The sequence below is a fragment of the Providencia xihuensis genome (assembly GCF_041953405.1).
GTDB lineage: Bacteria > Pseudomonadota > Gammaproteobacteria > Enterobacterales > Enterobacteriaceae > Providencia > Providencia vermicola.
Map to the genome: position 1 here is coordinate 2,529,852 of NZ_CP169565.1, position 13,221 is coordinate 2,543,072.

Consider the following 13,221-nt stretch of genomic DNA (forward strand, 5'->3'; position numbering starts at 1 on the left):
TAAAACTAACAATAATAAACTACGTAATTTTATTTCTATTTCAATGGGCTATTAGGAATGGTAATAGTTCATTTTTCGTCACTGGCAAGTAGTGAATGCATCTCATCAATCGTCTTATTACATGCTCATAGCATGAAGGAAAAGATTAATGTCTGATGTTCCAGCTATTAATATAAAAAGAAAATCAATAACAACGATGGTACAAGCTGCTTTATTTAGTACCCTTTGGGTCGCTATTCCACAAGCGTATGCAGCTGATACCGAATCGACTTCGCAAAGCAATAAAAAGCGTGAAAACCACAGTGACGTACTAATTGTGACAGGGGAAAAACTGAATAAATCAATATATGACACTGGTTCCAGTGTCACTGTGTATGATTTTAAACAAATTGAAGCTATCCCCAATGCCGATGTCAATACGCTGTTGCAGATGACACCCAATATCGTTGATACCGGAAACAGCAATGCCTTACCCGCTATTCGAGGCGTGGACGGCTCAGGCCCTGCACAGGGTGCAATTGCCTTCCTTGCCGGCACGCGGCCACGAGTTAATTTTTCTGTCGATGGCCGTTCCTTTACTTACAATGAATTTGGATATGGTGCACAGTCTTTATGGGATGTTGACAGCGTTGAAATTTTCCGTGACCCACAAAGCTACGTACAAGGGCGAAATGCCATTGCAGGGGCTATTTTAGTCAAAACTTTAGACCCGACATTTTATTGGGAAGGTGCAGTAAAAGGGGGCCTCGGCCAACAAGGTTTTCAACAAACTGCCGCCATGGTTTCTGGGCCGTTAATTGATGATAAACTCGCTTTTCGTTTTACGGTAGAAAAGCAAGAGCGTGAAAGCTTTACCAAAATGGATAGCTACTCTCCCGTCGGTAATCCACGTGATATTGAGTCAACCACCGTTCGTAGCAAATTATTATACGAACCCCTCGATATGCCTGAATTTAAAAGTAAATTAACATTCTCACATATGGATAGCCGTTCGCCACAAAATGAAGCTAATATGGCGAAAAATTTAGCACCAGAAGCCCCTTCTCGTTTCCGACCTGTTATCGAGCGCAAAACCACCAGCGGTATTTGGAATACCTCATGGGAAGCCAATGAAAATTTAACGTGGGAAAATACGCTAATCTATACGGGGTTCACTACCCACCGTCGAACAAAAGCACCAACACCGCGCGCAGACATTGATGCCAAAGAATTTGAATTAGAACCAATGCTGCGATTTAAAACCGATAACGACATTCTCAATGGGATCGTCGGTGTGCGCTATTTCCATGGTAAACAAGATGAGTTTGTCGATTTATTTGGTGGCAGTTACTTTGATGATAAAACAGAAACTGCTTCCGCTTATGGGTCTGTCACCTATGCAGTAGTTCCCGAAGTTGATATTACTTTATCAGGGCGATTTGAACGAGAGCAGCATACTCGTAAAGGTGGAAGCCCCGCGGTATATATCGACTTCGATGAAACCTATAACACCTTCTTACCCAAAGCCGATTTTGCATGGAAACCCGCTCAAAACCAGACGGTTGGGTTCGCAATTGGACGAGGTTATAACGGGGGTGGTGCAGGGGTAACCCTTGGAAAACCAATCGTCACCTATACATATTCCCCTGAATACGTGTGGAACTATAGTTTGTATGGTCGTAATAGCTTATTGGATAACAAGCTATCAATCATGACCAACCTGTTCTACAACGATTACAAGGATATGCAATTACCCTTTTATTTAGGGCCCAATTCGACCACGATTCGTAATGCAAAGAAAGTCGAAACCTATGGTGCCGAATTTAGCGTTGCCTATCAGCCCGTTGAATCATTAGAACTCAATACCGGACTCGGTTTATTGCGAACCAATATTAAAGACTTTGGTAATAGTGGAATCGAAGGTAAAGAACTCGCCCGCGCCCCTAATTACACTGCAAATGTAGGTGCAAAATACCAATTAACTCCATCCATTGATATCAGTGGTAATGTGCAGTTCTCTGGTGATTACTTCTCGCAAGCTAATAACAATGAAACATCCAAAATAGACTCATTTTGGGTTGCAAACCTACAATTAGGCTATGACTTTAAGTGGGGACGTGCGACGGTATTTGCCCAAAACCTGTTTGACTCGGATAAACGTATTTTGATCCCAGATAACAACATTGAAACCGCGATTTATCAACGCCCTAGAATGTTAGGTGCAACAATGGAACTGCGTTTCTAAAATTACTTTTAACGTCAACAAATAGAGGTGTAGGTAAAACGCACCTCTTATTTTAATAGCACAATGAAATTATATGAATAATAATAGTCGGTTACAAACCCATGCATTAACGCTCGGTTATCATGACGTCCCTATTTGCCATGATATATCATTAATAATCCCTGATAACCAAGTGACTGTCATCATTGGGCCTAATGGGTGTGGTAAATCCACTTTACTGCGCAGTTTATGCCGTTTGTTAACGCCACGCTCCGGCTATGTTTCCCTTGACCAGCAACCATTGTCAACCTATTCGACTAAAACATTAGCTCAACAAATAGCCTTGTTACCACAAACAATGCAAGCGCCATCAGGTATCACTGCCATGGACTTAGTGGCTAGAGGCCGCTTTCCTCATCAAAGCTTAATGCACCAGTGGCGTAATGAAGATAAACTCGCGGTTACTGAAGCGATGCAACTGACTGGTATTACTGAATTTGCTGATACCCCTGTCGAATCGTTGTCCGGAGGGCAACGCCAGCGCGTTTGGGTTGCGATGATCCTCGCCCAGCAAACAGAAATTATCCTGTTAGATGAGCCAACTACCTACCTTGATATTGCTTATCAAATAGAGTTACTCAATATTTTTCAGCGTTTAAACCAGCAACAAGGCCGTACTATTGTCACCGTACTGCATGACCTCAATCAGGCTTGCCGTTATGCAGACAACCTCGTGGTCATGGTAAAAGGCTCGATTGTTGCCCAAGGCAAGCCTCAAGATATCGTCAACGCTCAATTAATTAAGCAAGTATTTGATGTCAATTGTTTAATTACGCCTGACCCTATCACCCACACCCCAATGATAGTGCCTTATTAAGTCGATTTTTATGCAAAAAAAAAGCCCCACCTGTAAGATGACCAATTTATTGGGTCACTTCAAGATGAGGCTTAACTGCAATGAATAACTGTTTTACCTATAATTATTCAAATTCATTCCAAGAACGGCCATCGCGAGCAATCATTGCAACAGAAGCAATTGGCCCCCAGGTTCCCGCTTGATATGGTTTTGGTGCTTCGTTATCCATTGCCCATGCATCCATGATAGAATCAACAAATTTCCATGCTTCTTCAACTTCATCACGACGTACGAATAACGCTTGGATACCACGCATTGCTTCAAGCAGTAGACGCTCATAGGCATCGGCTAGATGAGTTTGATTAAAGGTTTCAGAGAAACTTAAGTCCAATTTAGTGGTTTGCAAACGGTGTTTATGATCAAGGCCTGGAGCCTTATTCATAATTTCGATATCAATCCCTTCATCTGGCTGCAAACGGATAGTCAGTTTGTTTTGTGGTAAATCTTGATAGCTTTCAGAGAAAATATTCAGTGCAGGCTTTTTAAAGTACACAACCACTTCTGAACATTTTGCTGGTAGGCGCTTACCTGTACGTAAATAGAAAGGCACACCCGCCCAACGCCAATCGTCGATATCCACACGTAGCGCAACGAATGACTCCGTCATACTCTGCTTGTTAGCCCCCTCTTCCTCGAGGTAGCCAGGGACTTTTTTACCTTGAACAAAACCAGAGGTGTATTGCCCACGCACTGCTTTTTCACGCACATTGGTATGGTCAATACGGCGTAATGAACGCAACACTTTGACTTTTTCATCACGAATACGGTCAGTGGTTAAATCGGCAGGTGGCGACATGGCAATCATCGTCAGAATTTGCAGTAAGTGGTTTTGAATCATATCGCGCATTTGACCTGCTTGGTCAAAATAGCCCCAACGGCCTTCAATCCCAACTTCTTCTGCAACAGTAATTTGCACATGGTCAATCGTACGATTATCCCAGTTGTTGATAAACAACGAGTTTGCAAAACGCAGCGCTAACAGGTTTAAAACTGTTTCTTTGCCTAAATAGTGGTCAATACGATAAACTTGGCTTTCGTCAAAGTATTTCGCTACTTCATTATTGATTTCTTGAGAAGATTCCAAATCAGTACCTAATGGTTTTTCCATCACGACACGGTTTGGTTTTTTGTTTAATTTTGCGTGACCAAGACCTTGGCACATTGCACCGAATGTGCTTGGTGGCATGGCAAAGTAATGAATAGCTGGGTGTGAATCTTGCTTTAGCATATCCGCTAAACGCACAAAACTGTCTGTTTCGTTAACGTCTAAATTACAGAAATCTAAGCGGGCACTGAGTTTTTCCCACAATGCTGAATCGAGTTCTTCTTTTAAGAATTTGTCTAACGCTTCTTTAACGAATTCGACATAATCAGCTTGTGTCCAATCTGCACGGCCTACGCCGATAATTCGTGTGTCAGGGTGGATGTAACCCGCCTTTTCCAACTGATATAAAGAAGGAAGCAGCTTACGACGCGCGAGATCTCCCTTGGTACCGAAAATAATTAAGTCACAAGCTTGAGCAGCATTATGTACCGCCATATTGGTTCTCCTCAATTTGCGGAATCTAAGACCTAACTAGGATAGGCCTTATTGTAATTTTGTTAAAATTAGCCCTAATTCCGCTAATGTACCCTGTTGCTAGTGCTCAGTAAATCTTCATGATACTGATCACAGTTTTTATGCTGAAAAAAGCAGCATATCATTGTTCTTAACTGCCATTATACACTTTATGTCATCCTACCCGTAAAACTAACACGAAAACTGAAAGGAGCCAGCTTCCGTAATAAAATGACAAAAAATGAGGTCAACTTACTGAGGTGAAAATTAGATACGCTTCAAAGTTTACAAAAAAGCTGCCATTTATCACCTGCATTCAGATAGCCTACTTACCGCACATAGTATATTTTCACTCTAAGTGATTGCCTCACGACAGCCAGCTTATAATGAAACATAACATAGCGTGATGGCAGAAAAATTTCTCCTTTTGATGAAATAGGCGCTTTTGCTATTATGAATATTTTAGAACAAATGAAAACCAGCCTCGATTTTTTAAGCAAATCGGAGAAAAAAGTGGCTGAAGTGATTTTAGGGATGCCACAGCGCGCTATTCATCTGAGTATCGCAACCCTTGCTCAATTAGCTGATGTCAGTGAACCTACAGTTAACCGATTTTGCCGGAAGATGGATACCAAAGGGTTTCCCGATTTCAAACTTCGCCTCGCCCAAAACTTGGCTAATGGCACCCCCTACGTTAATCGACATGTAGAAGAAACGGATACAGTAAACACCTATACACACAAAATTTTTGAATCCGCGATGGCAGGTCTTGATCATGTGAAACATACGCTTGACATCGGCGCAATTAATCGAGCTGTTGACTTACTCACCCAAGCACGAAAAATTAGTTTTTTTGGCTTCGGCGCATCCGCTGCCGTCGCTCACGATGCAATGAATAAGTTTTTTCGCTTTAATATTCCTGTCATGTATTTTGATGATATTGTCATGCAACGTATGAGCTGTATGAATAGTACTGAAGGGGACGTCATTGTGCTCATTTCCCATACTGGGAGAACAAAAGCCCTTGTTGAGATGGCTCAATTAGCCCGACAAAATGATGCAACGGTCATCGCTATCACTTCAGAAAATGCCCCTCTGGCACAAGCCGCTTCATTATCTATCATTATTGATGTCCCTGAAGATACTGATATATACATGCCGATGGTTTCTCGAATGGCGCAACTTGCTGTTGTTGATGTATTAACAACTGGATTTACGTTAAGAAGAGGTGAAAAATTTAGAGATAACTTGAAGCGTGTCAAAGAAGCCTTACGCGATTCGCGGTTTGATAACGTCTAAAGCTAAAACTGACAGGATAAAATGTCTTTCTGTGCTCATCGGACTTTAATAGTTTTACAGACCTGATAGCATTAAGAAATTTGCAGTATATAATAGCTGTGCTCGTGTCAGCATCCCTATTTGCAGTAAACAGGTTTCGAAATGGAGTGAAATGGTTTCACTCTTTTATCAACACCATTACAGGTCAACGGAGTCATACATGTCTAGACGGCTTAGAAGAACTAAAATTGTTACAACTCTTGGTCCAGCTACTGATCGTGATAATAACCTCGAAAAAATTATCAATGCAGGTGCCAATGTTGTTCGCCTTAACTTCTCCCACGGAACTCCAGAAGACCATCAGCTACGTGCTAACAAAGTGCGTGAAATTGCCGCTCGTTTAGGTCGCCATGTTGCGATCCTCGGTGATTTGCAAGGTCCTAAAATTCGTGTTTCTACGTTTAAAGACGGTAAAGTATTCTTAAATATCGGTGATAAATTCATTCTTGATGCAAACTTAGGCAAAGGTGAAGGTGACCAGCAAAAAGTCGGCATCGACTATAAAGGGTTACCTGCTGATGTCGTTCCTGGTGATATCCTGCTACTTGATGATGGGCGTGTTCAATTAAAAGTCCGTGAAGTACAAGGTTTGCAAGTCTTTACGGAAGTAACCGTTGGCGGCCAATTATCAAATAATAAAGGTATCAATAAATTAGGTGGTGGCCTTTCTGCTGAAGCGTTAACAGACAAAGATAAAGAAGATATCAAAACTGCCGCTAAAATTAATGTCGACTACTTAGCAGTTTCTTTCCCACGTTCAGGGGAAGATTTAGATTATGCGCGTCGTTTAGCGCGTGACGCAGGTTGTGAATGCCAAATCGTAGCGAAAGTTGAGCGTGCAGAAGCCGTTGCAAATGACCAAGTTATGGATGAAGTTATCCTTGCCTCTGACGTTGTTATGGTCGCTCGTGGTGACTTAGGCGTGGAAATTGGTGATCCTGAACTCGTTGCTGTCCAGAAAAAGCTAATCCGCCGTTCACGTCAATTAAACCGTGTCGTTATCACTGCAACCCAAATGATGGAGTCAATGATAACAAACCCAATGCCAACACGCGCAGAAGTCATGGATGTGGCGAATGCAGTGTTAGATGGCACGGATGCGGTGATGTTATCCGCAGAAACCGCCGCGGGTCAGTACCCAGCAGAAACCGTTGCCGCCATGGCACAAGTTTGTTTTGGCGCAGAAAAAATGCCTGGTTTAAATGTGTCTAAACACCGTTTAGATGCTGAATTTAGCAGCCCTGAAGAAGCCATCGCGATGTCAACGATGTACGCAGCTAACCATCTGAAAGGGGTAAAAGCAATTATTGCGATGACTGAATCAGGTCGTACCGCCCGTATGATGTCCCGCATCAGTTCTGGCTTACCTATTTTCGCTATGTCACGTCACGAAAAAACACTGAACCAGTGCTCATTGTATCGCGGCGTTACCCCTGTTTTCTGTAGCACACACACTGATGGTATTGAAGCTGCAGCTGAGGCCGTCACTCGCTTACGTGATAACGGCTATTTAATGAGTGGAGATATCGTCCTCGTGACCCAAGGTGACCTGATGGGTACAGTAGGAAGCACTAATACTTGCCGTATCTTAGAAGTCGAATAATCTTCCCTCTGTGTTCAACTGAGCGGAATTAGGTTATCGAACATAAAAGGCAGCGGTTATTCGCTGCCTTTATCATATCCGTATCATCAAGCTTTTGCCTTCTTCCACTTGGCAAACGCATCGCTAATTATTACGGCAATTTTATCGTAATTTTCCCAACTATTTTCAACATGATAAGTAGACGGTAAATCACTTTGTAAAACACGTTCATAATCATCGAAGTACCCACCTTCTTCTGCCCCGTAATAAAACTCAGTGAACGCATTACCTTCATCGTTTAAATCTTCACTGATAAATTTTTCATCACACATAGAAATTAAGAATTCGCGACCATCCATTTTTCGTGCTTTAACTAACTCAACTTCATCTTCCGATTCTTCAAGGTGAAACTCACCAACTAAATTATTTTGAATGATCCAAGTCAGGTAAAAACCAATGTGCGTTCCACCATTTTCAGTAGGAAGCCCTTCAGGGTAATCGCCTCCATAGTGCCAATCCATACGATCAATTGCCATTGTCTTTTACACCTTCATTATTATTTATCAACGACCATTACTATACAGGGTTAAATTCATTTAATTGATAGGAAATTTGGCATAAAACAGTGTGCTTCTGCATTTAGTTGTTTGCTAAATACAGAAGCTACCATTGCTAATGATATTGTAGATTAAACTGTAATGTGCCATTCGCTTTGCCTGTTTTCGTTGCAGATTGTGTTTGTATATAGGCGGCTTCTAAAGGAATATTATATAACCCTGCACTGCTATTTTTTTCGACTAAAGTCATCAGCTGATTCAATTTAATTGGCTCGCCTTTATATTTAACTTGAATAGCATAACCTTGCGCGGTATTGATGTCGCTTAAGTCATTCAATGCAATAGCCCCTGGTGTTTGGCTCGCATCTTGTGTTCCGATAAACGTTACCCTAATTGCCGAAATAGGGTCACAATCGAGTTGTATTTGAAGATTTTTCTGACTCTCTGGACTCGTTGACCCCACGCCTGAAAAAGTTGTTTTGCTAACATTTCCAAAAGGAACATCAATATTTTTATTTTTCACTTCGCACCCGCTTGAAACTACCTTTACTGGACCCATCATGACTCGTGGCTCCGTTTTTCCATATGAATCAGACGTAATAAAACCATTGTTGTACAAAATAAGCATTGCAGCCTCAATACTGGGTAATGTTTGTGTTGTAACATTTTCACCCACTTTATAAAAATCTGCTCTTAACTGTACGGAATAGGATGCTGAAGATGAATTAACACCACAAATCATTCTATTGCTAATATTTCCATCTTTAGTATTCACGCCGTCAACATATGCATTTCCTGAACAAGGGCTTGTCACTGTGCCATGAAGCGCATAGCCTACACCTGAGCTGTTGATCTCTCTCACATAACCAACACCAGGGATTTTTATTGATGTAGCTGAAAGCCCTGTAAGATAAATTCCCACTTCTGTTCGACCTGTTACATTCCACCAAACCCACGGTGTGTAACCTCCCAAATCGACCGAATCAATAAAACTGCCAACAGGCAAAGTTCGAGGCACATAAAGTGTTTTTGCTACATCTTTTGTTCTTGTCGCAAATTCAGCTCTATATTCTGCGAAACCAGATTGTGAATATAAAAGCGCAGGAATACAGAATATTAAACCTAATTTTTTCATGATAACTCCTATTCACAAACGCGTTCTATAAACTGAATTTTGTCACTCTCTAGTGATAATAAAAGTGGCACAGTGCATTGCTGCGCTGGTTTATTCCCCCACTTCACTTTAATAACACTTTGCTCTGGTACACCACTTAAATACACTTCACCATCATTGGCTACAATACCACTAGTCACTTGTTTATCTTTTTCAAACACGAAGACTTGAGTACCAAAAGCAATCGGATTATCTTTATTCATTAACCTTAATAAAATTCTTGCCCCGCGTTTCGCTTGGAAATTTGCTAATACAATTGCACCTTGTGTCGGAACAACTGTCGTCGTATTGATTGCAACATCATTATTTCCTGTCAATGTGGCAGTATCCACACTTACCTTATTACGTTCATAACGTGTCACTGTTGGAATAACCGCATAACCCGAGGTATCCGTATATAAAGCTTGGGAGTTATTCACTTTAAGATTGTCGATATCTTCCGCTTTAACTAATACCGCTGAGTCATAAATTGTTCGAGATGCCGTCATTCCACCAGAATGCAGTAACAGCGCACCTGTTGCACCTAAATCTACAGAGTTATATTTAGGATCATAGTTATATCCAGCACTGTATTCTCCTGCAGAAATAATATAGTTAGCACTTATCGAATTACTGTATTCATTTCTGCTATGGTTATAACGTTGAGTAAGGTCGTATTGAAGGTTATTATCTTCTAAACGTGTGCCATTAAAGCTAAGCGAACTTGTTGAATCTCCTTTACGACTAGTATTAAAACTATAATTAACCCAATTATTTTTCTGACCAATATCAAATGGGATACTCAAATTCACCGAAAGCATTTGATCATTTGTATTAGAGTAGTCTTGCTTTATATATGAATAAGCAACACTGTAGTTCATCGCGTTGTAATTTGAACTAAAACTCATTGTCAAATTTTTATCTGAACCGCCCTTATCCCAATAATACTGTTGATAGCCATTGACGGAAAAATAGCCAACTCCATCCAATGACTGTGAAATAGACGCTTGGAATTGTTGCTTTTTCCTGCCTATATCGTAGAAGTAGTTATTTGATGAAGAAAAATCATAATAGTTTTTTGTTGAATAACGATATGAAGCTAACGAAAATGATGTACCTGTACCAGGCAGGTATTTTGAATATTGAACGCGATATGATTGCCCATCCGCTTTTGTTTTATCAATTAATGTTGTCGAGGCTTGCGTAATATCCGTTGAGATAGCGCCAATATTTCCCAAATTGATGCCAGTTCCCATTGTATAAGCTTGGTAATCAGCGGAAACTAAAAAACCACCATATATCGACATGTTATAAGGTAAACCATAAATTGCAGAAGCTTGTGCAAAATTAGGATTTCTTCGCGCATTATCAACATTATATTTACCAATATCGAGACTGTATTTTAGCGCTCCAGACCTTTGCATCATTGGCACAGCTGAAAATGGTTGAATAAAAGAACGTGTTGTACCATTTGTTTCTTCAATAGTAACGTCTAAATCACCACTATAAGATGTTGGGTAAAGGTCATTAATCGAAAACTCACCTGGCGGTACTGTCGTTTGGTAAATGACATTACCATTTTGCCTTACCGTCACAATGGCATTGGTCTGTGCAATTCCCGTTACAACAGGTGCAAAGCCCCTCTGGCTTTGTGGTAACATGCTCTCATCTGACGCTAATCTAACCCCACGAAACGGGTTGCTTTCCATTACACCATTATCAGAAGATGTTTCGCCAATCGTTAAACGGCTTTTTAATGTTCGAATATCCCGTTCTAAATAAGTTTGTAGGTTATTCCAATGGCTTTCATCCATCGTTTTACTGTATGTACTATGATTTCTTAGCCGCCATGCATTTAAATTAATGCCACTTCTCAAACCTAGAAATGAGTTATTATTGTTATCTCTGTCTTTATACCAATACTTGTTATATCTTGCTGTATAATTAACAAACGCGGCATTAATTCCGTCGTCCCATTCACTTGGTTCAACGTAACCACGGCTCGTATTCTCTAACCCAATTTGAGGAATACTTAATTGCAATTGATTAACTTCAAAATGATAGCCCAGCTTCGCCCCCGGAATAAGTGTCTCAATGTTTTTCACATATTCGTTCTCATTCATATCTGAGAATTCTTGGCTTACTGAATTTTTCACCCCCCATTCTAATAACATTTTTTTTGTCACTTCAGGGATGAGCTTTTTTATTTTATTGTCATAAACAAAGGTTATGCTCTTGTTCACAACTAAATTATTGTTTATATAGATATCGACATAGTAAGTACCTGGCAGTTGTCCACCGACTTGCGAAAGGTAGCCTAAACTATTAACGTCCGCCACTTGGCTTTCAATGCCTGTATTAATTGCATTAATATCAAATATATCTTCAGAAATAGCACTATTTGTATAAATCACCATGCTGATAGGTATAAATATCTTAGAATAGGCTAGCTTATTTTTCGCGCAGGCAACTGACATTTTTATATACTCTTACTTGTTTTTTTTCTCAATAATGGCGCCATAATCATTAATAAATTGCACCACTATAGAATTATCATTGTTCATATTTTTCTTAAGAATATAATCGTTGTTAAATGGGTAAATTAGGTTTTTGCCATTTACCACATTGCCATTCACTAATATATTTTTTATCGACAAATGGTAAGGTGTTTGATTATTAATCATAATTCCATCTGTTTTTTTTACTAAAAAAACCTTTTCGAAGTCGAATGGCTCAATATCTTTTGAACGCAAAAATAATTTAAACTGTGAGTTAATAATTATCTGTAATTCGTTTTCTATTCCACTATCCTTTGGTGGTATTGATTTGATATTCAATAAATACAGTTTTTCCTGATTAGCCCCTATTGGCTCGCCTATATATGAAATACGTGCAGAACCATTTGTGTCAGGTTCAATCCTAAATAAAGGTGGCGTCGCTATAAATGGCGTTTTTCCTTCACCTTCATAGGGTGATACCCAACTTTGTATTAAAAATGGTTTTTCTTTATCACTATTATAAATTGGAATATCAATTTCACGTTTATTCTCTTCATAAACAAATCGTGTTCCCCCAACGCTAATACCTGCTGCGTAAGAAAAATTGGACATAGTGAACGTAAATAAAAATACTGAAAGTAATATTCTTTTCATAAACACAGCCTGGATTTAAAGAAAGATAGAGAGTGGCGAATACCACCCTCTAATAGTATTAATGGTATTGAATACTATAAACTGCACTGCTGTTTGCAGGACCTGCGGTTGCAGCGCCCGTTGCTTTATAACGAGCAACATAATCTAAATCGACTGTTGCACCATCAAATTCAACTTCTTTTGAATCTTCAAACAGTTTAATTTGTGTCGTTGCATCTTTTTCAAATAAAGCGATACCCACATTTTTAGCAACGCCCGCAGCTTGGTTGATCGCAAGAATGTCACGGTCAGACGTATCACGTGTGCCGCCAAAACGTACTGTCACTTTAGAGTTAGCAGGGCAATCAACAAGCTTAATTGTAAAATCCTTTAGTCCAGCAACTTCACCTTGTGCAGCTAAGCTTTTTGATGAAACTTTTCCAAGGTCAACATTTAAATTTTTAGAGTTGCTATCTACTGTACAAGCGATATCTGTTATTTCTCCAGTAAAATTAATTGTACCTGAAGCTAAAACGGTTGACGCAGATGTTACAGCTAAAGCCACCCCTATTACTGTTAGGGATTTTTTTAGAATACTCATAATAGTTCCTATAATATAGATCTTTAATTATTAATTATTACTTAATGAATAATTACATTACTCATATTGGGAGTGCGGACGGAATATACCATTTACCTTTAGTTAAGTTAACAAATTGATACATTGAATTTTTTTAAATTACATCTAAAATTTTCATGTTTATTTTTATCATTCAAAAAAAG

10 protein-coding genes are annotated in these 13,221 nt (G+C 39.7%); 4 read left to right on the forward strand and 6 right to left on the reverse strand.

The features are described from left to right. Positions 1 to 148: 148 nt before the first annotated feature. Together ACE2AL_RS11270 and ACE2AL_RS11275 are read left to right on the forward strand one after the other, a co-directional pair. Positions 149 to 2,224, forward strand: coding sequence for a TonB-dependent receptor (locus tag ACE2AL_RS11270; RefSeq protein WP_206084187.1), 2,076 nt, complete (start codon positions 149 to 151; stop codon positions 2,222 to 2,224). 73 nt (positions 2,225 to 2,297) lie between these two features. Next, a complete protein-coding gene (locus ACE2AL_RS11275; RefSeq protein WP_272538476.1) occupies positions 2,298 to 3,080 on the forward strand; it encodes an ABC transporter ATP-binding protein in 783 nt (260 codons plus the stop codon). Between the two features lie 103 nt (positions 3,081 to 3,183). Here ACE2AL_RS11275 and zwf read toward each other — a convergent pair whose 3' ends face one another. Next, positions 3,184 to 4,659 carry a glucose-6-phosphate dehydrogenase gene (zwf, locus tag ACE2AL_RS11280; RefSeq protein WP_206084185.1) on the reverse strand — a complete coding sequence of 492 codons (1,476 nt, stop codon included), beginning with the start codon at positions 4,657 to 4,659 and terminating at the stop codon, positions 3,184 to 3,186. A 471-nt stretch (positions 4,660 to 5,130) separates the two neighbouring features. Here zwf and ACE2AL_RS11285 point away from each other — a divergent pair, with 471 nt between their 5' ends. After that, entirely contained in the window at positions 5,131 to 5,976 is an 846-nt protein-coding gene (locus tag ACE2AL_RS11285) for a MurR/RpiR family transcriptional regulator (protein WP_206084184.1), read from the forward strand. A 199-nt stretch (positions 5,977 to 6,175) separates the two neighbouring features. Next, a complete protein-coding gene (pyk, locus tag ACE2AL_RS11290; RefSeq protein ID WP_206084183.1) occupies positions 6,176 to 7,618 on the forward strand; it encodes a pyruvate kinase in 1,443 nt (480 codons plus the stop codon). A gap of 86 nt (positions 7,619 to 7,704) precedes the next feature. Here the strand turns inward: pyk and ACE2AL_RS11295 are convergent, their stop codons facing one another. From ACE2AL_RS11295 to ACE2AL_RS11315, 5 genes are all read right to left on the reverse strand, one after another. Then, positions 7,705 to 8,133, reverse strand: a complete 429-nt coding sequence (locus tag ACE2AL_RS11295; RefSeq protein ID WP_206084182.1) for a hypothetical protein — start codon at positions 8,131 to 8,133, stop codon at positions 7,705 to 7,707. 136 nt (positions 8,134 to 8,269) lie between these two features. After that, positions 8,270 to 9,289 (reverse strand): fimbrial protein, encoded by a 1,020-nt coding sequence (locus ACE2AL_RS11300; protein WP_375083504.1) that lies wholly within the window; start codon positions 9,287 to 9,289, stop codon positions 8,270 to 8,272. A gap of 8 nt (positions 9,290 to 9,297) precedes the next feature. Continuing rightward, positions 9,298 to 11,784 carry a fimbria/pilus outer membrane usher protein gene (locus ACE2AL_RS11305; protein ID WP_206084180.1) on the reverse strand — a complete coding sequence of 829 codons (2,487 nt, stop codon included), beginning with the start codon at positions 11,782 to 11,784 and terminating at the stop codon, positions 9,298 to 9,300. A 12-nt stretch (positions 11,785 to 11,796) separates the two neighbouring features. Further along, positions 11,797 to 12,459, reverse strand: a complete 663-nt coding sequence (locus ACE2AL_RS11310) for a molecular chaperone (RefSeq protein WP_206084179.1) — start codon at positions 12,457 to 12,459, stop codon at positions 11,797 to 11,799. A gap of 58 nt (positions 12,460 to 12,517) precedes the next feature. Next, positions 12,518 to 13,039, reverse strand: a complete 522-nt coding sequence (locus tag ACE2AL_RS11315) for a fimbrial protein (RefSeq protein ID WP_375083505.1) — start codon at positions 13,037 to 13,039, stop codon at positions 12,518 to 12,520. Positions 13,040 to 13,221 lie beyond the last annotated feature (182 nt).

Bases quoted from the DNA above. Each gene is read 5' to 3' on its own strand.
- zwf (WP_206084185.1), bottom strand. From the start codon at position 4,659: ATGGCGGTACATAATGCTGCTCAAGCTTGTGACTTAATTATTTTCGGT.
- ACE2AL_RS11270 (WP_206084187.1), top strand. From the start codon at position 149: ATGTCTGATGTTCCAGCTATTAATATAAAAAGAAAATCAATAACAACG.
- ACE2AL_RS11315 (WP_375083505.1), bottom strand. From the start codon at position 13,039: ATGAGTATTCTAAAAAAATCCCTAACAGTAATAGGGGTGGCTTTAGCT.
- ACE2AL_RS11275 (WP_272538476.1), top strand. From the start codon at position 2,298: ATGAATAATAATAGTCGGTTACAAACCCATGCATTAACGCTCGGTTAT.
- ACE2AL_RS11285 (WP_206084184.1), top strand. From the start codon at position 5,131: ATGAATATTTTAGAACAAATGAAAACCAGCCTCGATTTTTTAAGCAAA.
- ACE2AL_RS11310 (WP_206084179.1), bottom strand. From the start codon at position 12,459: ATGAAAAGAATATTACTTTCAGTATTTTTATTTACGTTCACTATGTCC.
- ACE2AL_RS11300 (WP_375083504.1), bottom strand. From the start codon at position 9,289: ATGAAAAAATTAGGTTTAATATTCTGTATTCCTGCGCTTTTATATTCA.
- pyk (WP_206084183.1), top strand. From the start codon at position 6,176: ATGTCTAGACGGCTTAGAAGAACTAAAATTGTTACAACTCTTGGTCCA.
- ACE2AL_RS11295 (WP_206084182.1), bottom strand. From the start codon at position 8,133: ATGGCAATTGATCGTATGGATTGGCACTATGGAGGCGATTACCCTGAA.
- ACE2AL_RS11305 (WP_206084180.1), bottom strand. From the start codon at position 11,784: ATGTCAGTTGCCTGCGCGAAAAATAAGCTAGCCTATTCTAAGATATTT.